This window comes from Planktothrix serta PCC 8927, from assembly GCF_900010725.2.
GTDB classification, from domain to species: domain Bacteria; phylum Cyanobacteriota; class Cyanobacteriia; order Cyanobacteriales; family Microcoleaceae; genus Planktothrix; species Planktothrix serta.
Genome location: NZ_LR734882.1, coordinates 103,682 through 127,991 on the forward strand (window position 1 = coordinate 103,682; position 24,310 = coordinate 127,991).

Sequence of the window (24,310 nt, forward strand, 5' to 3'; positions counted from 1 at the left end):
GCTGGGACAAGTCTCTACGGGGAATTTAATTTAACTATCCAATCTTTCTCAGATTTTTCTAAATTAAAAGCGGTGCTTAAATTTAACAGCTTTTGAAAATTGCCCCCTAATCTTAATTTTTTAATAATTTGAGTAATAGAAACGCCATATTTACGATTAAATTGGCTGCCTAAAATTGACATAGGAATAGGTTTATCTGATGAAGTTAAAGTGAGTTCTTGCATAATTTCAATTAAAGCGGTTTCCAGCGCCTCTAAAGAGTTAATTAGAGGAAATTGAGATAATTCAGTTTCTAGTAAAGCGCTGGGTTGTAGAGCCGGAGACTGAAGCTCAAATAAGGTGACATAACTAGAAGATTTTTCGGAAGGTTTATGAATCACAAAAATATCGGGATTTTTTAAAAAGATATCTTTGGCTTGATAATCAGAAAAATGGGAAGCGACTACTTGGCTAATCGTTAAATTGTAGGCTTCTTTATATAAAAATGCAACTCGATTCAGTTTAACCCATTGGCAGTGAGACTGCTTTTGTTCTAATTCAATCAGGTTTTTTAATTGCACAATAAATTGATCTAAAGTTGGAATTTTAGGAACGGGATTTAAAGAATAGGTGTTAATTTGACCTGTGCGGGTATTCAGCACTGTAACTTTTGCTTTATTTTTACTAACTTGATAAACCGTTAAACCATGAGTCTGTAGGGTATTACACAAATGGGTTAAGCCTTGATCAGAGGAACAAACTAAAACTTCTTTTGCTGTTGGATAATGAACAAAAATCGATGATCCCACCGTTGACATTTTTAAATCAGCACTATCTTTTCCAGGGGGAACATGAATCAATTGATAGCCACGTTGATGATATTCAAAATCTTTTTTTCCCATGCTGCGCCAATTGGCAAAGGCGACTTTAATTTGCATAGGATACAGACAAATTGTTTCTAAAAATTGCTCTGTTTCTACATCTAAAGGCAGATTTTCGACATCTAACAATAAAATACTAATTCCAATTTCTCTAGAACTTCTCCCATTAAATAATAAGTGAGAAGGTGAATGCTCAATCAGAGGATAGTTGGCAAACAATAAAGCAATATTGGGGTCTGTGAGTTGTTCTAGTTTAACAATTAAGGCTTTATACTCAGGAGAACGTAAGAATTCAGCACTCAATAAACGGTTTAGATAGGCTTTGAGTTTAACAAATAGTGCCTCTCGATTTCGTGCTTGACTTAACCCTTGATTAAGTTGACGAATGAGTGAGGATTGATATTCAGCCTGTTGCCAAGAAAGATGGGAATAACGGGGGTTAATCCAGTGAGGATATTGATGGTGAAAATTCACTAATGTTCGACAAACATAGTGACTGATGGCAGGAACAACAAGGGTTCCATTTTCTTGAATTGTGCTGGTTTGCTCGAACATAACCCTGACTAGGCTACGGGTTGTCTTGTGTTATTAAGGTTAGCACGTTTGGGAGACACCGAAACCGATAAACTTCCACGCATTTAAACTTACTGTTGAGAGTGGGTAGAGAAGATCAGAGGTCTGGGATGTGGAGGAAGCAGACAGGAGTTAGGCGTTGATGATTTCTCCCTCCGTTGGTTTGGGGTTAAATCTGGGGGGTTTTCAGGGTTTATAAATTCCGAATCCTCTGCTATACAGAAGAGTGAAGAAAGCTGGCGTTTTGAGTTAACAACTTATTACTTATGATAGAGGAATATTTGTTTTAATCTCGTTATTGTAGATTTGGATTTACAAAATCGAAAGTCCTTAAAAACAGGAATGAAATCATCATGAAATCTGGTATTTTTAGACTGGTTTCTAATATCGGTTCTTTTGTTACTCTTACTCAACTTCAAGTCAAACGCTTTTTCGCTGTTTTTTTAATTGGTTTTATCTTGCTCAACACAACGATTGATCTTCAAAACCATGACAGAAGTAACCCAGTTTCTCAGGAAAGAATAGATAAAATTGCTCATCAAAAAGATTCCGATAGACCCAAAACAACCGGAGAGTTTTTAAACGAAGCGGAAGGAGATGTTCCGCTTAATGAACGACTGGGAAATATTACCAGAGATTCAGCAGAAGCCTTTAAAGATTTGGGTTCAGAATATTCAGGACGATCTCAAAAAACAGGCGATCGCTTAAAAGATAATACCGCAGAAGCTGGAAAAAGCTTTATAGACAAAATCCTACCCTAATTGAATCATTATTCGGGGTGAATATCGGGCGGGTTTTTCCTTCTTAGGGGCGAGAAAGCACTAGAAAAACAGAACCCGCCCTATGTAACATTAAAATTAGGGGGAAGGTTGAGCGGGATGATAATTAACAGGAATAAAAACTAAGCCATCTCGATTACTATTGAAATTTAAAGGATATAAACCCAATAGTTTACTATCATTTTGCCTTATGAGTCGTGGTGATAACCGTCCGCTTTGAATTTGCCAATATTTTTCGTTGATATTCATAATCATTTAGGGGTTTTGTCGGTTGTTTAACGCACTGTTCCACAATATTTGCTGCTCGTTTAACACCTCCAGCCTTGCGAATAGAATCCCTAATTTTTAAGGCATTTTCTGAATAAGAATTATGGGTTAAAACCTGTTGAATAGCTTGTTGTAATCGAGAAACTTTTAAGTAGCTAATAGGGATAACTTCTCCGGTTTTTGTCCAACGAATTCGCGCTCCGGTTCCCGGTTGTTCAAAAGTAATCGGAATAGCCACTAAAGGAACGCCATAACTTAAAGAATCCATCACCGTATTCATACCCCCATGAGTAATCGTTAAACTCGCTTTTGCTAATACTTCAATCTGAGGTGCATACTCAACGACTAAAGGAGAACCCGGTAACGTTTTAACTTCATCTTTACTCATTCCGCCACCGTGCGTAATTAATAATTGAGCATCTAATTGTTGACAAGCTTCTGCAATTGATCGAAATAGATTAACTTTTGTATTTTGTACACTTCCTAAAGAGGCATAAATTAAAGGTTGTCCGGTTAAACGGTCATAGGGAAAGGGAATATTTTGGGGTGATTGATTGCGAAAAGGGCCTGTATAGTAGAAATTTTTCGGTAAATTAGGAATCGGAAAATCAAAGGCTTCTGGTTGTTGACTAATATGGGCGAGTCGAGTTGAAGTTGCACCATAAAAATGAGGATAATGGGGTAATTTCCACTGTTGTCGATATTGATTAATTGTGTTTAAAATCGGTTGACAACTATAATCTAAAATAAAATAAGCAATTTGATTCCGAAGTTTTGCCCAGGCTTGATTTTGATATAACCAAGGGGTAAAAAAAGGAGGAACATCCCCCCGGCGATGAATAGCTTGACCACAGGACACCACAATTAAGGGTAAATTAAGGTATTCTGCAATCGTTTCTCCCACAGGTTCCAGTTGATCCACTAAAAGGGCATTAATTCCTAATTTAGCGATCGCTTTGGGCGCATCTTGACACAGAATTTCTGTGAACAGTTGACAGAAATCGACGGAATATTGCAGAGCTTTAATTCCACTTAATTGACCCAGTTGCTGAAACGTTTCTGCTAACAGTCCCGGTTGATAAATAGACAAGCCAACGGGATAAAATTCTAAGCCTTCTGATTGAACTTTTTTCTCAAGATCAATCAGTTGTAAAACGGTAACTTGATGTCCTCGTTTTTGTAATTCTCGTCCTAAAGCAGACTGAGGATTCAAGTGACCGGGATAGGGGGGACAAATAATACCAAAATGCGTCATAAATCATTAAGGATCAGGACTTATAGATAGCAGAGATATAGTTAATTTTGCCCCAAAATATTATCACTGACATCATCCTTAATGTTGACTATTAGTGGTTAACTGTTAACCGTTGATGTTTACTTATGATCTAAGTTTATAGAGCTACGCAGTACAGTTGTAGAGACGCACCAGCACGTCTCTACTAAATCCAGCAAACTCATTCCCTATTCGTAATTCGTAATTCGTAATTCGTAATTCGTAATTCCCTAGCGCTATATCAATTTTAACTGGATGGAAATTTATTAATATGAGCATTGGCTTTGAGATGTAACCAACCTGATGTAATTTGAAATTGATCGAGGGTCAGCGTTGTCCCTGATTTTTCCAAATTTTTGAGATCAAGAATTTCGCTAAAGGTAGTAAAGAGATGGGTAATTTGTTCAGGGGGAAGGGAAGACGGGGTAGTTAAGGGAAATAGTTCCAGTAATAAGGTTTTGCGATCACTATTAATTTTAGGAATAGCAATTAAAGTTAGTTCTGGGGATTCTTTCATTCCATCCATTGAATTAATTTTAAAGAAAATTCTACCATTTTCTAGTAACTTTAATTGAACTTTTTGTTGCAATTTACGATGTAGAGCTTCATGGAGATTGTCTTCATTAACCTCTAACTCTAGTTTACCTTCTGAAGGATGAACTAATTTAATTTTTCCCCGAATTGCACTCATCGGTTGAACCGTAACTTGACCAATATCTAATTTAAACATCTCGATTTGGAGCGGATTCTGCATTTTGAGATGATTAATTTTAATGGCAATATGATCAATATCTCCATGAGTAATTTTTTGCAGATTTGTTTCGATATCAACTTCTAACTTTTGTGCCTTAATTTGGGTAGAAAGGGCAACTTCTGCAATTTTATTCAGGGTTTGTTTAGCAAATCCAGTTTTTTCTGATAGCATTTTTCGATGGGGGGTAAAGGATTAACAGTTGAGTTAAGGGTTGCGAACGTTGGGAAGTTGCCACCAAGGAACATTAGGATATTGATGGTGTTCTTGATGATAACCAAAGTGATAACAAGTCATAAACGACCAAAAGACGGGGAAGGAATTACTTTGAGCACAGTGTTCATTTTGATATCCTCCTTCAGGTTCTCGATGGGTGAGAAAAGTTCCAAAATAAAACAATTGAAAGGAACTACAGATAAAAGGAATAAGCCAAAATAAAGCCAAATTAAGGATAGGGATATGAAATAAAAATTGAATGCTATGGAATACAAAAGCTAATTTAATTAATCGTCGCCAACTCCAGTATCGGATCATAAAATACAGATACCAAGAAATGAGACTTTGATGCTCACCATCATGGAAGTCAGGATCATTGTCACTGGCGGGGTAGCGATGATGCAGCCAATGTTTTTTGATCAATTCTTCATAGGAAAGTAATCCATAAAGCGTGACCGCAATTGTCCCGATTAAATGATTCAGCTTCAGATTATTAGGATAAAGAGAACCGTGCATGGCATCATGAGCCGTAATAAACAAACCTGTATATAAAAAGGTTTGTAGCAGCAGGGCTAACCCAATTATAACCCCATTAGTTTGAGGCAAATCCAAAGATAGAAATTTGATAAATCCAACGGCCCAGATAGCTATAATAGTAAGGGCAATCAATAACCCAGCTTGGGTTTTCGTTGTTAAGTTAATCCTAGTCTCAATAGAATTTTTATTATTTTTTAATTCAGGAGGAATAGAATCTTGGATATCAAGATATTGGTAATCTAAGACGGACGGATTAGACATAAAAAAATCTATAGCTTTATACGCTAGGAATAGTCGCTTTATTTTTTTCAGCCACACAAAATATTGAGTGACCCTGTTCTGAGTGTAAGGAATTCCTATCAAAAAGCTGTCTGTCAAAAGAAATAAAAAATATGCTGTTAAGTGCTGATGTAATTGCCTGAACAATATTCAAGAGGAATACCGAATAAGAAATAGATAATCAATAAAGCTTGAGATTAAATTATTACTTTAGACCGAAGAATAAATGATTTATTTTGATTAGGATCAAACAATTCAAGAAATTAATTGTAAATCTAACTCAGGCTTGATTTTATGATATTCCCATTAATTATTTTCTATCCTCCTGCTCTTACACCGCCTGTCATCGCTCAAATTAATCCCATTCCTGACCCAACGATTCCAAATCCACTTCCGAACCCGAATCCTCTTCCTGACCCCATTCCTGACCCCATTCCCAACCCCGAACCCCTTCCTGACCCGGTTCCTCCCATTCCTCAGCCTGTACCGGGGCCAATTCCTCAACCCGTCCCTGGCCCGATTCCTCAACCGTTATGATCATATAATTGTCATTCTGAGTCCGCGAAGAATCTGACAATTTTAAAGGCTTTTGACAATATAATTGTCATTCTGAGCCCGCGAAGAATCTGACAATTTTAAAGACTTTTGATAATATGATTGTCATTCTGAGCCTGCGAAGAATCTCACTGTGTCTGGCTAAATTCTCAGAGATCCTTCATTGCGCTTCGCTGCATTCAGGATGACAATTTTATAGCCCTTATTCCTACTATCAAATCAAATTGCTTTGAGCAAAAGTTTTAAAGCTTAATACCCAAGACTTGGGTGTAAGCACCTCTGGCTTGGGTGACGCCGATAGTGCGTTGGGAAGCTTCCATCATCGGACGGCGTAAACTAACAACAATAAATTGCGCTTGTTCGGTTTGACTTTTAATCATTCTAGCCAATCTTTCCACGTTTGAACCATCTAAAAACATATCAACTTCATCGAAAGCATAAAAGGGTGAAGGACGATATTTTTGGAGGGCAAAAATAAAGCTTAAAGCCGTTAAGGATTTTTCACCCCCCGACATCGAGGTTAACCGTTGCACGGGTTTTCCTTTGGGGTGAGCAATTAAATTTAAACCACTTGTAAAGGGATCTTCTGGGTTATCAATTTCTAAATAACCATCTCCTTCAGACAGTTGAGCAAAAATAGTTTGGAAATTCTCATTAACCGCATCAAAGGCTTCTTGAAAAGCGCGACGGCGTAAGGTGGTAAAGTTCTCAATTCTCAATAATAATTCGGTTCTTTCCCCTTCTAAGGTAGTTAATTTTTGGGTTAATTCTTCTAACCGAGTTTGGGTGCGTTCAAATTCTTCTAACGCTAACATATTCACAGGTTCTAAGGCTTCCATGCGTTTTTGGAGCGATCGCAAATCCCGTTGTAACGCTGCTAAATCTAAATTATGAGGAATATTAGGTAACGGTTCAGGCAGTTCAGTCCGAATAGCTGCAATTTGTTCTAATTTAATCGCTAATTGTTCCCGTCTTCCGAGTTGAGTTTCTTGTAATTTCTCAATTTGCCAGTCTAATTGTTGTTTGGCTAACCGCAATTCTCCTAACTGAGTTTCAACTTGATCCCGTTGTTTTTTCTCCTCTCCTAATTTAGCTTCTACTTGGGAAACTTTTACACGGGTTTGTTGAATTTTTTGATGAATTTCTGCTGATTGTGTCTTGACAGTTTCTAACTTTTGTGTTAAAGATTTCTGTTCTTGACGAATGGCTTCTAATTTCTGATTTCCCTCTTGAATTTTATCCTGTAAACGAGTTTGTTGATTCTCAATTTCAATTAACCGTTGTTGTACAGTTCTCAGGGCATTTTCCTTTTGTTGTAACTCGGTTTCTTGGGTTCTTAATACCCCTTGGAGTTGTTGCCATTCACTATGACTATGGGTGGCTTCTAATTGCGCTAATACTTCCCGATCTTGTTGTAACTTTGTTTCTAAATTAGGAATTTCTGCCTCTAAATTCTTTAAGCGAATTTGGGCGGTATTGAATTCTTGGGTATTTTTTTCTAATTGCGATCGCAATTGTTCCTGCTGATGATTTAACGTTCTCATTTCCGACTCTAACAGGGAAACTTGTTGTTGATGATCTCGCAAGGTTTGTCTGACTTCATTCAGTTGTTGCGATCGCAATTTCACCGTTTGACTCGCTTCTTCAATACTACGGTTACAGCGTTCTAAAATTCGTTCAATTTCCTCTAACCGTTCCTTCAATGCCGCAATATTTCTCGCTTCGGCTGACCCTTGATCCGTGCCAAAATGTAAACTAGATCGAGAGGAAACACTTCCCCCCGTCATGGCTCCCGTTGTTTCTAATAATTCTCCTTCTAAAGTAACAATTCGATATTGTCCTAATACTTTTCGAGCATTACTGAGATTATTAAAAACCAAAGTATTGCCAAAAACATAAGCAAAAATATCTTTATATCTAGGTTCATATTCGATTAAATTTACGGCTAAATCAATTAACCCTGGCAAATTTCTCATCGTCGCTAAATTAGGAAGATTTGAACGATTTCCCTGAATTTTATTTAACGGTAAAAACGTCGCTCGTCCTGCTTGTTGACGCTTCAAAAATTCAATAGCCGCCGCTGCCACACTATCATCCTCGACCACAATATGACCCAACCGCGCACCCGCCGCCGTTTCCAACGCTAACTGATATTGGGGTTCAACCTGTCCCAACTGACACACTAACCCACAGAGCCCCGAAATTCCCGACTGAGCGATAATTTTAGTGGCATAACTTCCCGTTGCTTCCTGTTGGGCTTGGTGTTGCGCCTCTAATTTATCCAATTTGCGCTGACGTTCCCGTTGTTCCTGTAACAGACGAGTTTGGGTTTCCTGCTGAACTTGTAAGTTAGTTTCCGCCTCCGTCACCTGCTGAGTTAAGGTTGTCACCTGTTGAGACGTCGCATCTCGTTGAGTGGTAGCACTTTGTAACCCTATGGTTTTTTGCGATAACTCCTCAGCCAAGGTGGTAATAGACTGTTGCTGCTCGGAAAGTTGGCGCTGCAACTGTTCAACCCGTTCCCGCAGTCGTGCTTGTTCGGTACGGTGGGGGTCAAGGGTTTTTTGCAACGTCTCAATTTGTCGGTGGAGTTCCGTTTGTTGCAGCATCCAGCTTTCCGCCTGTTGTGCGACCTCAGAAGTCGCCTCCCGACCCCGTTCTACCGTTGTTTGTAGGGTATCCCGTTCCCGTTGCCGTTGGCCCAAATTCAGGGTTTCCTGGTCTTTTTCAATAGCCAGACCATCCAAAGTTTGATATTGTTGACGCAGTTCCTGTTCTGTTTGGTGAATTTGAGTTACGGTTTGTTGCAGGGCGGTTTCTAGTTCCGCAGACCGGGTTTGCAGTTGACGCTGTTGTGCTTCTTCGGTGGCTAAACTCGACTGAAGGGCGATCAGTTCTTCCTCCCCCATCGCCTTAACATGAGCGTTGAGTGCTTCCAGTTGTACCGATGTGGTGTGAATTTTTTGATCTTGGTGTTGACGCTGTTCATTGAGTTCGGTTAACGTGCGATCATCCGCTTCAATTTGTTCTCGCAGTCGTCCTTGTTGTTGTTGTAAAGTTTGATAATTAAGAACGGTTTCCCATTGACTTTTTTGTTGAAATTCTTCTCGCAGTTGTTGATATTTTTCGGCTTTTGCGCGATCCTTATCTAAGCGATCGCGTTGGGCAATTAATTCTTGTTCTACAATACGACTGCGTTCTTCCCTATCCTTAACCGCATCTAATTTTTCCTTGGCTAAGGTAATTTTTCGATCAAAAGAAGCAACTCCCGCCAACTCATCAATAATTTCTCGACGTTCACGGGGTTTCATCGTAATAATACCCGTAACATCCCCTTGTAAAACGACGTTATATCCTTCAGGATAAATTCGCAATTTATTCAACTGTTCATGGAGTTGTGTTTGGGTACAAGCTTCACCATTAATATAATAAGTCGAGGTATAAGTTCCCTGTTTAGTCACCCTTAATTTCCGCGCAACCGTCCATTCTAAGGGGGGTTCATAATTCGGTATCTGTTGGAACGTTTCATCCCCTTGTAGAGACGTTGCATGCAACGTCTCTACAGATGTTTCGGTTTCAGTTTCTGGGGATAAACTATTATCAGTTTCTTCGCTATCACTCTCCAAGGGTTCACCCTCATAGTCAGAGAGGTCAAAGGTAACGGTAACAAGGGTTTCAACCGTTCCCTTGCGGCTTTGGGCATTATTCACCAGATCGGGTAAACGTTCCGCCCGCATTCCTTTAGAAGAGGATAACCCTAATGCAAATAATAACGCATCGAGAATATTGGATTTGCCGGAACCGTTGGGGCCGGAAACGACTGTAAACCCAGGTAGTAATGGCACTGCGGTTGTACCACCAAAAGATTTAAAGTTAGTGAGTTCGACACGCTTGATATGAACCATTGGGACGAATTTAGGACGGGTAATGTGAGTGGGGAGACTCACACTGCATAGTTGTCTGAAGAATCAACAATATTAACAGTTTAGCGTTGATCAAGCAAGGATTGGGGGTTTTTCAACTACAGTAGCACAGGATCAGAGCTTTGTCGGGAGGGGTTTGTCTGAGAAATGACTATTTGTAAGTTTAATATTAATCGTTAATCTTCTTATTTAATGATGAATTTTTTAGGATGCGCTCTCAACAAAACTTTCCAGAAACCGGGTTTCTGAAGTTATCTTGATTTCTAGCAATTAATCTCAAAGAGAAACCCGGTTTCTAAGATTTAGCAGTAAGAGTGTTATTGATTTCTAGTAATTAATCTCAAAAGGTGTTAATAATGAATAAAACTGTAGGGGCGGGTTCTGTAAAAGTCTTGACATCCCACCTCCCACTTATCATCTGTTTCATCCTACCGCCCAACTATGCCACTATATGAACGAGTTCTGCTACTGATTATTTATACTTGCCTGACTTCCTTGATTGTGGTATTTACCCTCTGTTTAGGTTACGCTATGATACACTTTACCTTGTTTGGTTCCGTTCGGTGAAGAATTTTAGGGATGTGAGCGATCGCAATGTTTTTAGGATAGGCTCTCAGTACAACTTCCCAGAAACCCGGTTTCTGAAGTTATCTGGATTTGTAGCAATTAATCTCAAGGAGAAACCCGGTTTCTAAGATTTAGAAACTCCCAGAAACCGGGGCTAGTCAGAATAAAATTTTGCCCAGTCTCTTAGCTCTTTGACAAGTAAATGAACTTTTGTACTGGGATTAGCTTGTATTGGTGCAACTCCCTTTTGGGCCTGTAAAAGAATTTCAGCCCGTTCAATTGCGTTTAATTCGTTACCAAATTGGTTGATTTTTTCGACTATTTCTATATTACCATGATCGTATACGAAATTAGACTCATTGGGATTTTGCCTTATAAGTTCTCCTAGACGAGTGTAAATATCCGATCTAGGAATAGGAGGATGAGAAGGAACTTCCTCTAGGTGTAGTAAAAACCAAAGCTCAAAAGCTTCATTGCTATATGCAATTTCAAATTTATTTTGTTTTGCTATTTTAAATGCTTCATTAAAATTCCGTCTTTTAGTATCATTTAGATCAGCATCATCTTTATCAAAAACAACCCAAACAGCATCATCTCTGCCAAATTCTCTCTTAGATTCTTTTTGTAATTTAGCTTTTTCAATAATTGCTCGTTCGACAACACCTAACGGTGATAAACCTGTGCCTACTGGTCTTACATACAATGTGCGATCAGGAAACAGATCGACAAATTGTTTAAAATATTCTGGCTCAGTTTTTCCATCTTCACAAACAATTAAAAAAAAGTATTCATAACGCTTGACGTTTTTTGGACGTTCAATTATTTCTTTAGTTGCCTTTTGTCCTAACTTACCTTTTCTTGCCATTGCTTTTTAATGAAACTGAATTAGAATTGCATGAATCTTGATCAGGCTTGGGTAAAACTGGTATTGCGCCATATCTACCTTCAAAATATCTTTTTTCTTTATCTCTATCCGGTCTTTCTTTTTCTGATATTGTATTATTTTTACCCCTATAGATAAAATCCGATAAAGAATAAAATTCTGTTGATTCCCAATGATTTTTTTCAGTAAAATATATCTGATCTCTTCTAAATTTGGCATAGGATAATAAATTAGTATCATGGGTAGCAAAAATTAATTGAGCCTGATTAGGGTTAGTCTTCTTATTTAAAAACATACTGATAGTATGAAGTGTCATGATCGGATGCAATTTCCCTTCAATTTCATCAATGATTAATAAGCCCCCATTCATCAAAGTCCATAGTATAGGGCCGCTTAAATTAAATATTTTTTGAGTTCCTGGGGATTCATGTTTATTCAATTCCCAAGCTATTGATTTTTGAGTTTCTTGGTATTGACTGTCATAAATACGATGTGTTGAATAGACAGTATATTTTTTCGCTCCGGTGAGTTCGTTAATCAAAAAGTTCTTAAATTCATCTGGTATTTTTTCTGACAATTCTAATGGATCAAAATCTTGGCCTTGAACCTCTAAATCAATAATTCCCAAATTTAGGCTAGTAAAATATTCCTTAATTTTTTGACGATATTCTTGATTTTCCCAGAGACTAATAGTTTTGATTGCCTCATGATCTGTATTTAATCCATCTATGATTGTATATTTATCGAACCAATGAATAATATTTTTTGCTTCTTCAATATTTAACATATCGCAAGTTGATAAAAATAATCCGTTGTCTTTTGTTGCTTCTATTGCGGCATCAATAATCGTTGAAGAAGCTTTTAAATCCGAAGAAACATCAATGATATCTTGGCTTCTTTGAAATAAGTTAACTTCTCTTCCTATAGATTTTCTAAATAACCATTCTGAGACTATTTGATTTTGGTTAAACTCCACCCCATATCTGTATCTATCTTCTGCAATTAAAAAAACAATTTCAAAAAATGTAGGTTTATTAATCCAATCTTCTCTCAGTAAAAAAGGGTCGTAGGGTAACTTTGTTGTCGAAGAGAAACGTGCAGAAAAATTAATTAATTTTCCCAGTATACCCATTGCTTTCAACAGGTTGGATTTTCCACTAGCGTTAGCACCATATATAGCCACAGCGTTTAAAGCCTGATGCTTTCCCCTTTGAATGATATTTTCAGAATGCTCCTTTTGCTTTGGGGCAGGAACCAAGCTTAACACTTGTTCTTCTCCAATTGATATGTAGTTAGCGACTCTAAATTCTATCAACATTGCATTTTTGAGCTTATTTTTGCAAAATCATCACAGTTCGCCAACTCTAAGATAGCTAACTAGGATAATTTTGTCAATGTACTATAACTGTGCCACCGACACCATCAGTAAGGCATTATTTTGCTTCCACTGGCAGCCCCAGAACCCCCTTTAAATATATTCCCGTGTAAGATTTATTGTTTTTAGCAATATCTTCCGGTGTTCCTTCCGCAATTAATTCTCCGCCTTTATCTCCTCCCTCTGGCCCTAAATCAATTACCCAATCTGCACAACGAATCACATCTAAATTATGTTCAATTACTAAAATAGAATTCCCTTTATCTACTAACCGTTGTAACACATTTAACAGTTGATGCACATCATAAAAGGATAAACCCGTTGTCGGTTCATCAATTAAATATAACGTTTTTCCCGTTGCGCGTTTGGATAATTCTGACGCTAATTTTACCCGTTGTGCTTCTCCTCCCGATAACGTTGGCGCAGGTTGTCCTAACTGAATATAACCTAAACCCACATCCACTAAAGTTTGTAATCGACTCGCCGCCCTGGGAATATTTTCAAACACTTCTAAAGCGGTTTCTACAGGCATATTTAACACATCTGCAATGGAATATCCTTTATATTTCGCCTGTAACGTTTCCCGATTATATCTCGCTCCTTTACAGACTTCGCATTGTACATAAACATCCGGTAAAAAATTCATTTCAATAATATTAACCCCCTGTCCGCCACAAGCTTCACAGCGTCCGCCTTTAACATTAAAAGAAAATTGTCCGGCTTTATAACCTCTGGCTTTAGCTTCAATAGTTGCTGTAAAAACCTCTCGAATAATATCAAAAACTCCGGTATAAGTTGCAGGGTTAGATCTCGGAGTCCGACCAATAGGAGATTGATCAATCACAATTACTTTATCCAATGCGTCTAACCCTTCTACTGTTTTTAAATCCTTGGGAAAGGGAACTTTTCGGGTAAAATGATGTTGTAAAGCGGGATAAAGTAATTCATTCATTAAGGTTGATTTTCCTGAACCGGAAACTCCCGTAATACTCACGAGTTTTCCTAATGGAATTTCAACGGTAATATGATTTAAGTTATTGCGAGTGGCGTTACTTAATTTAATGCTTTTTCCATTACCTGTTCTTCGGTTTGCGGGGGTAGCAATTTTTAGGCGTCCTGATAAATAAGCACCCGTTAATGAAGTTTCTGATTTTAACAAAACGTCGATATTTCCTTGAGCAACAATTTCACCCCCATGCACTCCCGCCCCCGGCCCAATATCAACTAAATGATCCGCCGCCCGAATGGTTTCTTCATCATGTTCAACCACAATTAAGGTATTACCTAAATCTCGTAATTTAATTAAGGTATTTAAGAGTTTATGATTATCCCGTTGATGTAACCCAATACTCGGTTCATCTAACACATACAAAACCCCCGTTAACCCGGCTCCAATTTGAGTGGCTAACCGAATGCGTTGAGCTTCTCCTCCTGATAATGTTGATGCAGTTCTGGCTAAGGTTAAATAATCTAATCCCACATCCAGTAAAAATTGTAATCGAGCTTTAATTTCGCGCAAGACTAATTCAGCAATTTTTGCTTGGCGTTCGGTCAGGTTTAACTGATTAATTCGATCTAAACAATCCCGAATGGAAACTTCTGTTAATTGATTAATTTGATATTGTCCGACGCGCACCGCTAAAGCTTCTGATTTTAACCGTTTTCCCTGACAATCTTCGCAAGGTTGATCAATTAAATATTGTTCTAATTTCTGCTTTTGTAATTCTGAAGCAGTCTCCTCATATTGACGTTGTAATAAGGGAATAACTCCTATGTAGGGTCGATAATATCCTTTGTTTTCTCGATAGCGAGAATCCGTTTCAATTAAAATCGGTTCTTCTGAACCATAGAGGAGGATTTTTTGTTGTTCTGGAGTCAGATGATTCCAAGGAGTAGTAATCTCAAATCCAAAGGCTTGACTGACACTATGGAGCAAAGAAAGATAATAAGTATTATCTTTTTCTGACCAAGGAGTAATGGCGGTATAAACGGGTTGAGTTAAATCAGGAATGACTAATTCAGGGGAAAAGGTTTTCAGATGTCCTAAACCATGACAACGGGAACAAGCACCAAAGGGAGAATTAAAAGAAAATAACCGAGGTGAAAGTTCTTCCATCACCGCCCCATGTTCAGGACAGGCGAAATTCTCAGAAAAAACCAGTTGTGATGAAATAGATGAAGCTTCTAAATTTTCGGTTTCTACTTCGTAAGAAGTATCGCTATTTTCTGCAACATTTTTATCTCCAGATCTTGCAATTTTTGGGTCAGTTGATATATACTTATTATTAGACCGCGACGCGGATACCTTATCAGATGTATCATCTAATACCTCTATTACCGCAATTCCACTAGATTGCTTTAAACAAGTCCCCAAAGAATCGGCTAGACGTTCCTCCATCCCTGGCTTTTTAATTAAGCGGTCAATCACGATTTCAATCGTATGAGTATAATTTTTATCTAACTCGATATTTTCTGACAGTTCAAAAACCTCGGAATTGACCCTGACGCGAACAAATCCTTGGGAGGCTAAACTGGACAATAATTTGCGGTGAGTCCCCTTTTTCCCTCGGACAACAGGAGCAAGAATCATAAATTTGGTGCGGTCTGGGAGTTCCATGATCCGATCGCACATTTCATCAATCGTTTGGGGCGCAATATTGCGATCGCAAATCGGACAATGGGGTTGACCCGCACGACCAAACAGCAACCGCAAATAATCATAAATCTCCGTAACCGTCCCCACCGTAGACCGGGGGTTATGGGAGGTTGATTTCTGGTCAATGGAAATAGCAGGACTCAACCCTTCAATCGCATCGACATCGGGTTTATCCAGTTGTCCGAGAAATTGTCGCGCATAAGCACTCAGTGATTCTACATAGCGGCGCTGACCTTCGGCGAAAATGGTATCAAAGGCTAAGGAAGATTTACCCGAACCGGAAACCCCTGTAAATACAATTAAGCGATCGCGCGGTAATTCTAAATCAATATTTTTCAAATTATGTTGTTTCGCACCCCGAATACGAATACTGTTGGGGGTGTTGTTGGGATAGGGTAGGGGGTCAGAAAGTGATGTTGAGTTCACTGCATTTCCAGTGGTACAGTCCTTAATTATCTTAGCGTTATCGTAGATTTACTGAGGATGAGAATGTTGGGTTGTGTTCAATAATTGAAGATTTGGTGAAATTGTGTTATCATAAAATATGACAAATTTGGAATAAATGAGGACTAATGCTAAGGCGTGACAGAAGAATGGCAAATCGAGTTTTACATTGAGTCTGATGGAACTGCACCTGTTCAGGAGTTTATCAAAGATCCGTCATTGACACCAGGGGAACTGAAGCAATTACAACTTCGCCTAAAATTGTTGAGGAGTTATGGATTAAGATTATTAAGAGAAAGATCTGATATTTTAGATAAAATTGTAACGGAAACAAATTTGTATGAATTACGATTAGATAATACACCAAATAATCCGCGAATTTTTCTTTGTGCTTTTGTTGGAAGGCGTTTTGTGCTATTACATGGGTTTAAAAAGAAAAGTCGCAAAACACCTAAAGCGGAAATTGGTATTGCGGTTAGACGACGCGATCGCATAATTCAACAACAGGAGGAAAATTAATGACAGAAACAAATATTCAAGATGTTCTCGCTTTCCTTGAGCAAATTATTCCTGATACCCCAGAAATGCAACTCATAGAAAGACAGGAATTATTTAGATTAACGTTAACTCAAGTCATGCGAAATTTACGGAAAAACTTAGGGTTAACTCAAGGGGAATTAGCAGAAAAAATGGGAGTTACTCAAAGTTGGGTTTCTAAATTAGAAAGTGCCAATAATGATCATGCTTTTGAGTCTGTGTTAGCTTATTTAGATGCGTTGGGTGCAGATTTCGAGGTCACGATTTTACTCAAGGGTAAAAAAGTAGCAGTTATTCCAGCGTTGTTGAGAATGACACCAGAAGAATTTGAAGCATCACTATCAACAGTATTAGATGTTTCTGAAGAATTAGAAAACAATCATCAAGATATAAATAAAATGCCCCTAAACAGAATAAAATTACCTGTAGGTTGAGTTGAATTAAATCAGCCTAATTATTTAGGTGAAAAAATCTTATTATGGATGAATGAAGGGAAAAGAAAGTGTTTAGAAGCTAAAGGTTAGAAGATGGAAAAATGATCAATTATTATTATTTAATCAGGAGATTTTGGTTATGTTCGTTAAAGGGATTAAAAGAGGCAAAATTATTGAGTTGTTAGAGGAAGTTGATTTTCCAGATAATCAAGAAATTTTAATAGAAATTACAGAGGTTAATGATTTTTGGTCAGCGTTACAAGATTTTAGACAAAGGGTAGATTTAGAAAGTATTGATGATAATATTTTTGAGAATTTACGCGACAAATCACCTGGGAGAGAGGTTGATTTATGACTCTTAAGTATTTACTAGACACTAATATTTTATCAGAGGCTCCGCCTCTTATTTCAGGTGGCAGAGCCACCCTAATATCATTTCTAGGTAAAACCTAGAAACGAGGGGAGGAGGGAAGTTTTAGGAGGCGATCGCTGTTATCTTAGCGTTACTATTAGCATCTGGGAGTTGTGGATTTAAAAAGGGACTGTTACTATAGTATGAGATAGTAAAAATTAAAGTCATAAAATACAGGTTAAAAACATGGAAATCAATATTGATAGTACAATCTTATCTGTAAAGTCTGAAAAGCCTTTTCTAACAAGTTCTGAACTTCAGCAGTTTATGGAATGGTTACAATCAAATGAAACTGTCTTGGAAGCCGCTAAGTATTTAGGAGATTATGAAAAACTAATCATTCAAAATACAATTCAATCTTTGAAGCAAAGCCATCCCGATCTATTTTTAACTTCCCAGAGGGAGGAAAAAATAACGGGTGATATCAGTTTTTATTTACATTTAATTAGAGACTCGTTAGTCCTCAGTGATAAAACAGCATTAGATGAAGCCTTAAAACCCAATATCCTTGATACGTTATCTTTATCTCCTAACTGCTTAATTGAGTCTCTCAATGTAATTAAAAATAATATTTTTCTTAAAGAAAATGCAAAACAAGAGATTTTAGAGTATATAGACTATGCTATACAAAAGATTATTGAAAAAGACAAAAGCAAGAATTTAGAAGATGAGAATGATCAGGTTCCTTTCTGGAAAAAAATTATAGAAATTGGTACAACTGTTTCTCAAGCAGAATGGGAAAAATTACCCAAAGATTTTTCTAAAAACTTTGAACATTATTTGTATGGGGTTGCTAAAGATTCATGAAGTTTATTTTCTTGGATACTTCATATTTACAAGCTTTAGCTAACCCAGGTGATGATTTACATCAACGTGCTATAGAAGTAACAGAAAGGCTGGGTGTGTTTGTTCCTGTTACCAGCGAATTGTTTAAAAGCGCTGTTAAATTTTATAGTCAAAGATTGGATAAAGGTTACAGCTTAACAGACTGTGCTTCAATGTTGATTATGCGTCAAAAAGGAATTCAAGATATTTTGACTTATGATAAACATTTCCTGCAAGAAGGGTTTAATGCTTTGCTTAGAGAATAAGATAACCTTTAGAGGGTATTATAGAAAGAAAATTGTAAAAAGAGGTTAAGTCAATATGACCGAGATTAGTCCTAATCATCCAGTGGATGAAGAAAAAAAGAAACGGTTAGAAGCTAAAGGCTGGAAAGTGGGAACTGTGGCTGAGTTTTTACAACTAACGCCCGAAGAAGCAATGTTAGTTGAAATTAAGTTAGCCTTAAGTCGGAATAATCAAGAATTTTTAGTAGAAATTAGAGAGGCTAATGATTTTTGGTCAGCGTTACAAGATTTTAGACAAAGAGTAGATTTAGAAAGTATTGACGATGATACTTTTGAGAATTTACGGGATAAATCACCTGGAAGTAAGGTTGATTTATGACGGTTAAGGTAATCAATAACCAACCTCATTTCTGTTTAATATAGCTTTTAAAAATGGGATTTAGAGTCAATAGCGATCGCTCTCCAATTTCTACTTTTTCAATCAAGCTACGCCGAATTAAGGATTTTATAACCTGCAAAAATTCAGATTTTGATAGTTCAATGTCAAGAAGGGTTTCAGAAAAATTAACAGGTTGATCTTGATTAGCCAACCCATGAATTACCTGTTTTTCTGATAGCGATAAACGTTCTAAATGCAATTCCAGAAGATGTTCTAAATCTCCTAAATAGATATTTTGTTGATCGGCTAAAAATAGGGAAACACTGCCATTATAGATCTCTTTAATGGTTGCAGCGATAATCTTTAACCAGGAAGGATGACCTTGATATAGGGTAATTAATTCTAACCAGTTTTCCTCATCTTTTAATCCTTTCTGTCTTAAAATTTCTGTTGCTGCTTCTCCTAAACCTCTCAAATTTAAGCTTTTTAGAGGTTGATTCTCTGCTTCTAAGGTAACAATTTCTCTCGGTGTTGTCCAACTCAGGAGAATCAAACAACTTTGATGACTAGATGTGGTAACTTTTCTAAAAAATTTACTATAATCTTGATATTCAGGTAAATATTGACCTGCTAACTCACCAATTTGAAAAATTTCCTGCACATCATCCAGAATCACTAAACAGCGAGACTGACGAAAACAGTCAATAATTGTAGATAAGGGGGTTTGTTGAGATTGATAAAAAAATTCTTTGAGTTCGGTTTCGAGTCTTGACAGGGTAAGGCGGTTACTTAAGTTTTTCCAGATAATATAATCAAATTCGGTATTAATTTCTTCGATAAGTTGAAGCGTTAACGCACTTTTCCCAATTCCACTTAATCCATAGATTGTAATCAGGCGAGTGTGTTTTTCTAATATCCATTGTTTGAGGGTGGAGAGTTCGGAAGTGCGAGCGTAAAAGTCTGTTAATGTCGGTGCATCTATTAAGTTGATAATTGGAGACTCATTTGGGGTTTGGGCAGTTTCTGGGGGAGATTGCGATCGCTGTCTAGTATCTTCTGGATATTTACTATTTTCTTGGCAAATATTAATATGAGTATTAATTTTACTACTAACAATCTCTGAAGAAGAGTTTACATAATTGTAAATATTATATCCCGCTTTTCTTTCTAAACTAGAACAAACATTAGACTGTTTAATATCTTCCCCTAACACATCCGATAACGTCTTCCATAATTCCGCAGCTATATTTTTAACATGGGAATTACTACGATTACAAGTTTTAGCAATTTCTTCATATTTTAATCCTTGCCAAGTTCCTTCTAAGATAGCCATTTCCACAGAATCCAGGTGTTTCTCCGTTTTGGCAAATACAAGATCATCTGTCCATTGCAACAGTTCCTCTGTAGTCATAGATGAAGTTAGGGTTAAAATTTGGCTCAATGCAATCTTACTTTATCGTACTTTTCCATACTTTGACAAGTCTATCCTCGATAAATTGATAAAAAACTTTATAAAACTACTGACTTTATCGGACTTATTAGGATTGTCATCTTTAGATATTACAAACTATACTGATAGACAATTGTTGAGTTTCATAACCTGAGTAGTCTACCCTCTTAATTATTATGTTGTCTGCTACTTTAACAGCATCTTTTCTTCCTCGTAGCGGGTTCTATGGAAGTTTTACCCTAGATATTGCCATCGCTTATTACGAAAATGGACAATGGATTTCTCAAGGTTGGAGTCACTTACGAGTACGAGTAGAACCTAATCGTCAGAAATTTGATGATCTTAAAAGTCTGAAGAAATTGTCTCTTGTTACTTATTTTGATAAAGTAGTGCTTTTAAACCAGCCCCTTAGACAGAGAGAATATTATTTTTATATAGAACGACATGAGAATTTTCTGGATATTTGTCAACTCCATAACGTAAGGACGTTTTATCCGTTAAGCCATAAATACGCAATTGGTTCATATCGCCCTTGTTTTTGGTTGGAATATGGGGATTTTAAAAAGTACAATGCCAGGTACTCTGGGAATGGACTAGATCGTTTTTGTGACAATGTGTTTTCTGGAAAAAAATGGGTTAATGGTTGGTATTATATTGATGTCGGAAATGCCTCTGACTATACAATAGAATTTGAATTAAGTCAACATTCTCACACTCATTATCATCTTCCTCATCCTCCTCATCCTCACTAATTAGGCTTTCCTCGTTCCCAGGTAGAACCTGTGAATATTGTATCAGTTGGCAGAGCCACCCTAATATCATTTCTAGGTAGAACCCAGAAACGAGGGGAGGAGGGGAGTTTTAGGAGGCGATCGCTCTAATTTATTAAGATAATAGTTAATAAGGAATCCAGTCTAATTTGTCTAACCACTCCTCAACTTCAGTAATCTCCCAAATTAACACTAAAGATTCTGACCAAGTTCTAATTGTACCACCTGGACGTAACCAAACTAATCCCCAAATATGTCCACCTTTTCCCCAATGATCCTGCAAATGTCCTCCCATACTATTGCGGTTGTCTGTTACTAATAATCGTTGGGAGATTTCCAAATAATTCAGCAGTTCTGGATCAAGGGTTCCTAATGGGGGTGCTTCTGGTTCTCCAACTCTGATAATATCAATATCTGAATTAAAACGTTGTACCGCTAACTTCAATTTTGGGGGTAAATTTTCATCAAGGAGAAACCGAACTTTCATATTTTAATTTCTCCTGTTCTCGTTGCTGTTTAACCGCTTGCAAACGTTGTCTTAACGGTGAAGGATGAGTGATAAACTCTTGATAATGTTGTTCTCGTTGTTTCCATAACCGCAATAGATAAGCATCCATCGCAGAACGATTTTGTAAATAATAGGTTATCACCGCATAAATTTTTTCTAGGTTTAGAGTGGGTAACTCTTGTAAAATTTGTTCCGGGGTATATCCATCCAGATAATATTTGATCACATCCTCAATGCCAATGCGATGACCTTTGAGGTGAATTTCATCAGGATTAATAAATTCTAAGTAATCTTGTAACTGCATTGTTAAAACGATATGCTATCTCTTTAATAATCATACTTTTATTCGGGTAAAAATTCAAGGGATAAAATCTCTGTTAAGGTATAGGGACAAGTTTCAGGAAATAAAGATAACCCCGTTTCTCTTTCCGCGCTGATAGTAGCCAAAGGATAAACATCTTCTATCGCTTCGGTCAAATTAGGTTGAAGACTAGGGTTTTTTTGTAGAAGTTTTGCTAACCGGAGGCGTTGCTCTTTAATTGTTAATTGCCAACTTCGAGAACGTAAGTTTGGCTGGAATTGCCATTTTAATAAGTGCATAATTAAGAGTTCTAATCGACTTTCTAATTGTCGTTTTTCAGAGCGTCCCATGTCTTCTATTTCTTCAGCAATATTTTGCCAATCGATTTGATGAAGTTGTCCTGTTTTTAATAGCTGTACTTGTTCCTGTGTCCAAGCATAAAAGTCTGTTTCATGAGTCGTTGAGTTCATGGTTTTCCTATAATTAAAGGTAATAGGGGGACTGTGAATATTGCTGAATTTATTTCATTTATGATTCTAACAGAGTTGATTCAGAGGGTAAAAAATGCTCATCTAAAACCTGTTCAATGCTAAAAGGAGGAAGTTCGGGAAACATTTCTAAGGGTAATCCTGTTTCATCAGCCGCATTCGCTCTGGCTAAAGTGTAACATTCTAAAAAAACATCTTGCGGATAGGATTTTAAGCTTGGACTTTCTTGAATGCGTTTGTGAATTCCCCACCGACTATTGCGAATTGAACCTCTCCAACTACCACTTCGATGTCCTGGCTGGTATTTCCGTTTTAATAGATGCAATAATAGTACATTGAGATAAGATTCTATGGCTCGTTTTTGGCTTTTTCCCATTGATTCGATTTCTTCGACTAAGTTCGGAATATCCAGGTCAGAAAAACGACCTTCTGCTAGGAGGTAAGCCGTTTTGTTTAACCATTGGTAATAGTCTTTTTCGTACAAATTTGTATTCATTGTTTAACTCACGAGTCTTTCAACAGATATTTGAACATCAGGAAACGCTAGAGGGGTAATAATCCCTTGGCTAAAAATTTGTTGAATCAAATAATTGTTATTTTCAGGTTCTCGAAATACGATTAATTGTTTTTGTGATAAATCTAAAACCCAATATTCAGGGATGAGAGCTTTAGCATAAATTGATAATTTTAATTCTAAATCTTTTTTTAAACTACTTTTGGCTACTTCAATTAACCAATAGATATCCTCAGCATAAGGATGATGATTTTTATAAGTTGACTTGGGTAGTCTAACAATAGCAATATCCGGTTCAGGTTCAGAGTTTGACAGGGTAATAGGGCCATTAAAACGAACATGAGCTTTACTTGCTAACAAGGTTTGTAAGTATTGTGTACCTTCCTCAGCCGTATAATAATGAATAGGAGTTTCTGGACTCATTTCAACGATTTCACCTGCTAATAGTTCGACATTGCGATCGCACAAAATCCCAGCATCAATCATCTGGTGATAATCCTCTATAGACCATTTTGCTAACGTTTTCATTACCCAATTACCTGTTCTTATTATAGAAAGGATATTATAGCAAAATTTTAGAGCGATCGCATGATTCTCTAGCCGTTTTCCTGGGAAGAAATTGCTACACTAGAGTTGCATCGTTTATCAAGGGATTTAACTTTATGTATCCGCTTTTAACGGGAAAATTAAAGATTGAACAGTTAACCGTTGCGATCGCTAACCTCCCCCCTAAATTGAGTGGAATAAAATTAGTACAGCTTACAGATTTTCATTATGATGGGTTGCGATTATCTAAACAATTGTTAAAAGAAGCGATCGCTGTTACCAATCAAGCTAAACCCGATTTAATTGTATTAACGGGGGATTATGTTACCCATGATCCGACACCAATTCATCAACTCACAGTTTACCTTAAACAATTATATAGCAAAGCCGGAGTTTATGGCGTTTTAGGCAATCATGATCATTATTATTCCTATTCTAAAAAAACCGTTACTGATGCTTTAAATGAAATCGGAATTCAGGTGCTATGTAATCAAATTGCTTATCCTATGGGAGTAGAACTTGCTTTAATTGGATTAGGAGATTTAAAATCAAAACAATTTCAGCCACACAAGGTAATGAATACCTTAGATGAAAAAATCCCAAGAATTATTTTATCTCATAACCCGGATACTGCCGAAATCTTACAGCAATGGCGAGTCGATTTACAGCTTTCTGGCCATACTCATGGCGGTCAAATCGTGTTACCCAAGTTAGGGGTATTACCTTCTTTATTACCTTCTATTCGTCGCCATATCCCCCAACCTTTTCATCGTTGGATTCCATTTTTTTCAAATTGCAATTTAATTTATAAACATTGGAATTGGGCATCAGGATTGCATCAAGTTGGGAATAATTATTTATATGTAAATCGCGGTTTAGGAACCTATTTACCGGGGCGTTGGAATTGTCCGCCAGAAGTTACAATTATTACTTTAAAATCTAAAGTTTAACTCTATTTCTATT

The 24,310-nt window shown here is 37.1% G+C and carries 24 protein-coding genes; 10 read left to right on the plus strand and 14 right to left on the minus strand.

Annotated features, from left to right (window positions below; genetic code table 11):
- Window positions 1–14: 14 nt before the first annotated feature.
- The gene (locus PL8927_RS23845; RefSeq protein WP_083625947.1) at window positions 15–1,415 is read right to left on the minus strand and encodes an NYN domain-containing protein; all 1,401 of its coding nucleotides are present in this window, start codon (window positions 1,413–1,415) and stop codon (window positions 15–17) included.
- A gap of 371 nt (window positions 1,416–1,786) precedes the next feature.
- Here PL8927_RS23845 and PL8927_RS23850 point away from each other — a divergent pair, with 371 nt between their 5' ends.
- Window positions 1,787–2,194: a hypothetical protein gene (locus PL8927_RS23850; RefSeq protein WP_083625948.1), complete on the plus strand. Its 408-nt coding sequence runs from the start codon at window positions 1,787–1,789 to the stop codon at window positions 2,192–2,194.
- Between the two features lie 196 nt (window positions 2,195–2,390).
- Here the strand turns inward: PL8927_RS23850 and PL8927_RS23860 are convergent, their stop codons facing one another.
- The 3 genes from PL8927_RS23860 to crtW all read right to left on the minus strand — a co-directional run bounded on the left by PL8927_RS23860 (window position 2,391) and on the right by crtW (window position 5,517).
- Window positions 2,391–3,734, minus strand: a complete 1,344-nt coding sequence (locus PL8927_RS23860) for a glycosyltransferase (protein ID WP_083625949.1) — start codon at window positions 3,732–3,734, stop codon at window positions 2,391–2,393.
- A gap of 265 nt (window positions 3,735–3,999) precedes the next feature.
- Window positions 4,000–4,677, minus strand: coding sequence for an LmeA family phospholipid-binding protein (locus PL8927_RS23865; RefSeq protein WP_083625950.1), 678 nt, complete (start codon window positions 4,675–4,677; stop codon window positions 4,000–4,002).
- Between the two features lie 33 nt (window positions 4,678–4,710).
- Complete coding sequence (crtW, locus tag PL8927_RS23870; RefSeq protein WP_083625951.1) at window positions 4,711–5,517, minus strand: beta-carotene ketolase CrtW; 807 nt, start codon at window positions 5,515–5,517, stop codon at window positions 4,711–4,713.
- Window positions 5,518–5,829: 312 nt separating this feature from the next.
- Here crtW and PL8927_RS23875 point away from each other — a divergent pair, with 312 nt between their 5' ends.
- Complete coding sequence (locus PL8927_RS23875; RefSeq protein WP_197047541.1) at window positions 5,830–6,072, plus strand: hypothetical protein; 243 nt, start codon at window positions 5,830–5,832, stop codon at window positions 6,070–6,072.
- Between the two features lie 260 nt (window positions 6,073–6,332).
- On the opposite strand, the gene smc is transcribed toward PL8927_RS23875, so the two are convergent.
- From smc to uvrA, 4 genes are all read right to left on the minus strand, one after another.
- Window positions 6,333–9,995: a chromosome segregation protein SMC gene (gene smc / locus PL8927_RS23880; RefSeq protein ID WP_083625952.1), complete on the minus strand. Its 3,663-nt coding sequence runs from the start codon at window positions 9,993–9,995 to the stop codon at window positions 6,333–6,335.
- 739 nt (window positions 9,996–10,734) lie between these two features.
- Window positions 10,735–11,445, minus strand: a complete 711-nt coding sequence (locus PL8927_RS23885) for an RloB family protein (RefSeq protein ID WP_083625953.1) — start codon at window positions 11,443–11,445, stop codon at window positions 10,735–10,737.
- On the minus strand, window positions 11,429–12,781 hold the full coding sequence (locus PL8927_RS23890) for an AAA family ATPase (protein ID WP_231506130.1): 1,353 nt from the start codon (window positions 12,779–12,781) through the stop codon (window positions 11,429–11,431). Before PL8927_RS23890 ends, PL8927_RS23885 begins: the two co-directional genes overlap by 17 nt.
- A gap of 115 nt (window positions 12,782–12,896) precedes the next feature.
- The gene (gene uvrA, locus PL8927_RS23895; RefSeq protein ID WP_156093311.1) at window positions 12,897–15,920 is read right to left on the minus strand and encodes an excinuclease ABC subunit UvrA; all 3,024 of its coding nucleotides are present in this window, start codon (window positions 15,918–15,920) and stop codon (window positions 12,897–12,899) included.
- 156 nt (window positions 15,921–16,076) lie between these two features.
- Between uvrA and PL8927_RS23900 the strand changes: the two genes are divergently transcribed.
- The 6 genes from PL8927_RS23900 (at window position 16,077) to PL8927_RS23925 (ending at window position 18,770) form a co-directional block, all read left to right on the plus strand.
- A complete protein-coding gene (locus tag PL8927_RS23900) occupies window positions 16,077–16,457 on the plus strand; it encodes a type II toxin-antitoxin system RelE/ParE family toxin (protein WP_083625955.1) in 381 nt (126 codons plus the stop codon).
- Window positions 16,457–16,909 (plus strand): helix-turn-helix domain-containing protein, encoded by a 453-nt coding sequence (locus PL8927_RS23905; protein ID WP_083625956.1) that lies wholly within the window; start codon window positions 16,457–16,459, stop codon window positions 16,907–16,909. Before PL8927_RS23900 ends, PL8927_RS23905 begins: the two co-directional genes overlap by 1 nt.
- 139 nt (window positions 16,910–17,048) lie before the next feature.
- Complete coding sequence (locus tag PL8927_RS23910; RefSeq protein ID WP_083625957.1) at window positions 17,049–17,264, plus strand: hypothetical protein; 216 nt, start codon at window positions 17,049–17,051, stop codon at window positions 17,262–17,264.
- Window positions 17,265–17,507: 243 nt separating this feature from the next.
- On the plus strand, window positions 17,508–18,128 hold the full coding sequence (locus tag PL8927_RS23915; protein ID WP_083625958.1) for a globin family protein: 621 nt from the start codon (window positions 17,508–17,510) through the stop codon (window positions 18,126–18,128).
- Between the two features lie 11 nt (window positions 18,129–18,139).
- Window positions 18,140–18,412, plus strand: a complete 273-nt coding sequence (locus PL8927_RS23920; RefSeq protein ID WP_231506131.1) for a type II toxin-antitoxin system VapC family toxin — start codon at window positions 18,140–18,142, stop codon at window positions 18,410–18,412.
- Window positions 18,413–18,467: 55 nt separating this feature from the next.
- Entirely contained in the window at window positions 18,468–18,770 is a 303-nt protein-coding gene (locus PL8927_RS23925) for a hypothetical protein (RefSeq protein ID WP_197047542.1), read from the plus strand.
- A 25-nt stretch (window positions 18,771–18,795) separates the two neighbouring features.
- On the opposite strand, the gene PL8927_RS23930 is transcribed toward PL8927_RS23925, so the two are convergent.
- Complete coding sequence (locus PL8927_RS23930) at window positions 18,796–20,181, minus strand: NB-ARC domain-containing protein (RefSeq protein ID WP_083625960.1); 1,386 nt, start codon at window positions 20,179–20,181, stop codon at window positions 18,796–18,798.
- Between the two features lie 215 nt (window positions 20,182–20,396).
- On the opposite strand from PL8927_RS23930, the gene PL8927_RS23935 reads away from it, so the two are divergent.
- A complete protein-coding gene (locus tag PL8927_RS23935) occupies window positions 20,397–20,972 on the plus strand; it encodes a hypothetical protein (protein ID WP_083625961.1) in 576 nt (191 codons plus the stop codon).
- A 145-nt stretch (window positions 20,973–21,117) separates the two neighbouring features.
- Here PL8927_RS23935 and PL8927_RS23940 read toward each other — a convergent pair whose 3' ends face one another.
- The 5 genes from PL8927_RS23940 to PL8927_RS23960 are packed head-to-tail and all read right to left on the minus strand — an operon-like array spanning window position 21,118 to window position 23,329.
- Window positions 21,118–21,477 (minus strand): DUF5615 family PIN-like protein, encoded by a 360-nt coding sequence (locus tag PL8927_RS23940; protein ID WP_083625962.1) that lies wholly within the window; start codon window positions 21,475–21,477, stop codon window positions 21,118–21,120.
- Window positions 21,455–21,802, minus strand: a complete 348-nt coding sequence (locus PL8927_RS23945; RefSeq protein ID WP_083625963.1) for a DUF433 domain-containing protein — start codon at window positions 21,800–21,802, stop codon at window positions 21,455–21,457. The genes PL8927_RS23940 and PL8927_RS23945 overlap by 23 nt, the downstream gene beginning before the upstream one ends.
- A 38-nt stretch (window positions 21,803–21,840) precedes the next feature.
- Window positions 21,841–22,269 (minus strand): DUF29 domain-containing protein, encoded by a 429-nt coding sequence (locus PL8927_RS23950; protein ID WP_083625964.1) that lies wholly within the window; start codon window positions 22,267–22,269, stop codon window positions 21,841–21,843.
- A 58-nt stretch (window positions 22,270–22,327) separates the two neighbouring features.
- Window positions 22,328–22,783, minus strand: coding sequence for a DUF29 domain-containing protein (locus PL8927_RS23955; protein ID WP_083625965.1), 456 nt, complete (start codon window positions 22,781–22,783; stop codon window positions 22,328–22,330).
- Window positions 22,784–22,786: 3 nt separating this feature from the next.
- On the minus strand, window positions 22,787–23,329 hold the full coding sequence (locus PL8927_RS23960; protein ID WP_083625966.1) for a Uma2 family endonuclease: 543 nt from the start codon (window positions 23,327–23,329) through the stop codon (window positions 22,787–22,789).
- Between the two features lie 134 nt (window positions 23,330–23,463).
- Between PL8927_RS23960 and PL8927_RS23965 the strand changes: the two genes are divergently transcribed.
- Window positions 23,464–24,297, plus strand: coding sequence for a metallophosphoesterase (locus tag PL8927_RS23965; RefSeq protein WP_083625967.1), 834 nt, complete (start codon window positions 23,464–23,466; stop codon window positions 24,295–24,297).
- The last annotated feature ends 13 nt before the right edge of the window (window positions 24,298–24,310 follow it).

What these genes read in the sequence shown, in the direction of transcription:
- PL8927_RS23925 (WP_197047542.1), top strand. Translation starts at nt 18,468, where the DNA reads ATGACCGAGATTAGTCCTAATCATCCAGTGGATGAAGAAAAAAAGAAA.
- PL8927_RS23865 (WP_083625950.1), bottom strand. Translation starts at nt 4,677, where the DNA reads ATGCTATCAGAAAAAACTGGATTTGCTAAACAAACCCTGAATAAAATT.
- PL8927_RS23940 (WP_083625962.1), bottom strand. Translation starts at nt 21,477, where the DNA reads ATGAAAGTTCGGTTTCTCCTTGATGAAAATTTACCCCCAAAATTGAAG.
- PL8927_RS23950 (WP_083625964.1), bottom strand. Translation starts at nt 22,269, where the DNA reads ATGAACTCAACGACTCATGAAACAGACTTTTATGCTTGGACACAGGAA.
- PL8927_RS23850 (WP_083625948.1), top strand. Translation starts at nt 1,787, where the DNA reads ATGAAATCTGGTATTTTTAGACTGGTTTCTAATATCGGTTCTTTTGTT.
- PL8927_RS23905 (WP_083625956.1), top strand. Translation starts at nt 16,457, where the DNA reads ATGACAGAAACAAATATTCAAGATGTTCTCGCTTTCCTTGAGCAAATT.
- PL8927_RS23885 (WP_083625953.1), bottom strand. Translation starts at nt 11,445, where the DNA reads ATGGCAAGAAAAGGTAAGTTAGGACAAAAGGCAACTAAAGAAATAATT.
- PL8927_RS23960 (WP_083625966.1), bottom strand. Translation starts at nt 23,329, where the DNA reads ATGAAAACGTTAGCAAAATGGTCTATAGAGGATTATCACCAGATGATT.
- smc (WP_083625952.1), bottom strand. Translation starts at nt 9,995, where the DNA reads ATGGTTCATATCAAGCGTGTCGAACTCACTAACTTTAAATCTTTTGGT.
- PL8927_RS23935 (WP_083625961.1), top strand. Translation starts at nt 20,397, where the DNA reads ATGTTGTCTGCTACTTTAACAGCATCTTTTCTTCCTCGTAGCGGGTTC.
- PL8927_RS23930 (WP_083625960.1), bottom strand. Translation starts at nt 20,181, where the DNA reads ATGACTACAGAGGAACTGTTGCAATGGACAGATGATCTTGTATTTGCC.
- PL8927_RS23945 (WP_083625963.1), bottom strand. Translation starts at nt 21,802, where the DNA reads ATGCAGTTACAAGATTACTTAGAATTTATTAATCCTGATGAAATTCAC.
- PL8927_RS23910 (WP_083625957.1), top strand. Translation starts at nt 17,049, where the DNA reads ATGTTCGTTAAAGGGATTAAAAGAGGCAAAATTATTGAGTTGTTAGAG.
- PL8927_RS23875 (WP_197047541.1), top strand. Translation starts at nt 5,830, where the DNA reads ATGATATTCCCATTAATTATTTTCTATCCTCCTGCTCTTACACCGCCT.
- PL8927_RS23860 (WP_083625949.1), bottom strand. Translation starts at nt 3,734, where the DNA reads ATGACGCATTTTGGTATTATTTGTCCCCCCTATCCCGGTCACTTGAAT.
- PL8927_RS23890 (WP_231506130.1), bottom strand. Translation starts at nt 12,781, where the DNA reads ATGTTGATAGAATTTAGAGTCGCTAACTACATATCAATTGGAGAAGAA.
- PL8927_RS23915 (WP_083625958.1), top strand. Translation starts at nt 17,508, where the DNA reads ATGGAAATCAATATTGATAGTACAATCTTATCTGTAAAGTCTGAAAAG.
- PL8927_RS23955 (WP_083625965.1), bottom strand. Translation starts at nt 22,783, where the DNA reads ATGAATACAAATTTGTACGAAAAAGACTATTACCAATGGTTAAACAAA.
- PL8927_RS23965 (WP_083625967.1), top strand. Translation starts at nt 23,464, where the DNA reads ATGTATCCGCTTTTAACGGGAAAATTAAAGATTGAACAGTTAACCGTT.
- crtW (WP_083625951.1), bottom strand. Translation starts at nt 5,517, where the DNA reads ATGTCTAATCCGTCCGTCTTAGATTACCAATATCTTGATATCCAAGAT.
- PL8927_RS23845 (WP_083625947.1), bottom strand. Translation starts at nt 1,415, where the DNA reads ATGTTCGAGCAAACCAGCACAATTCAAGAAAATGGAACCCTTGTTGTT.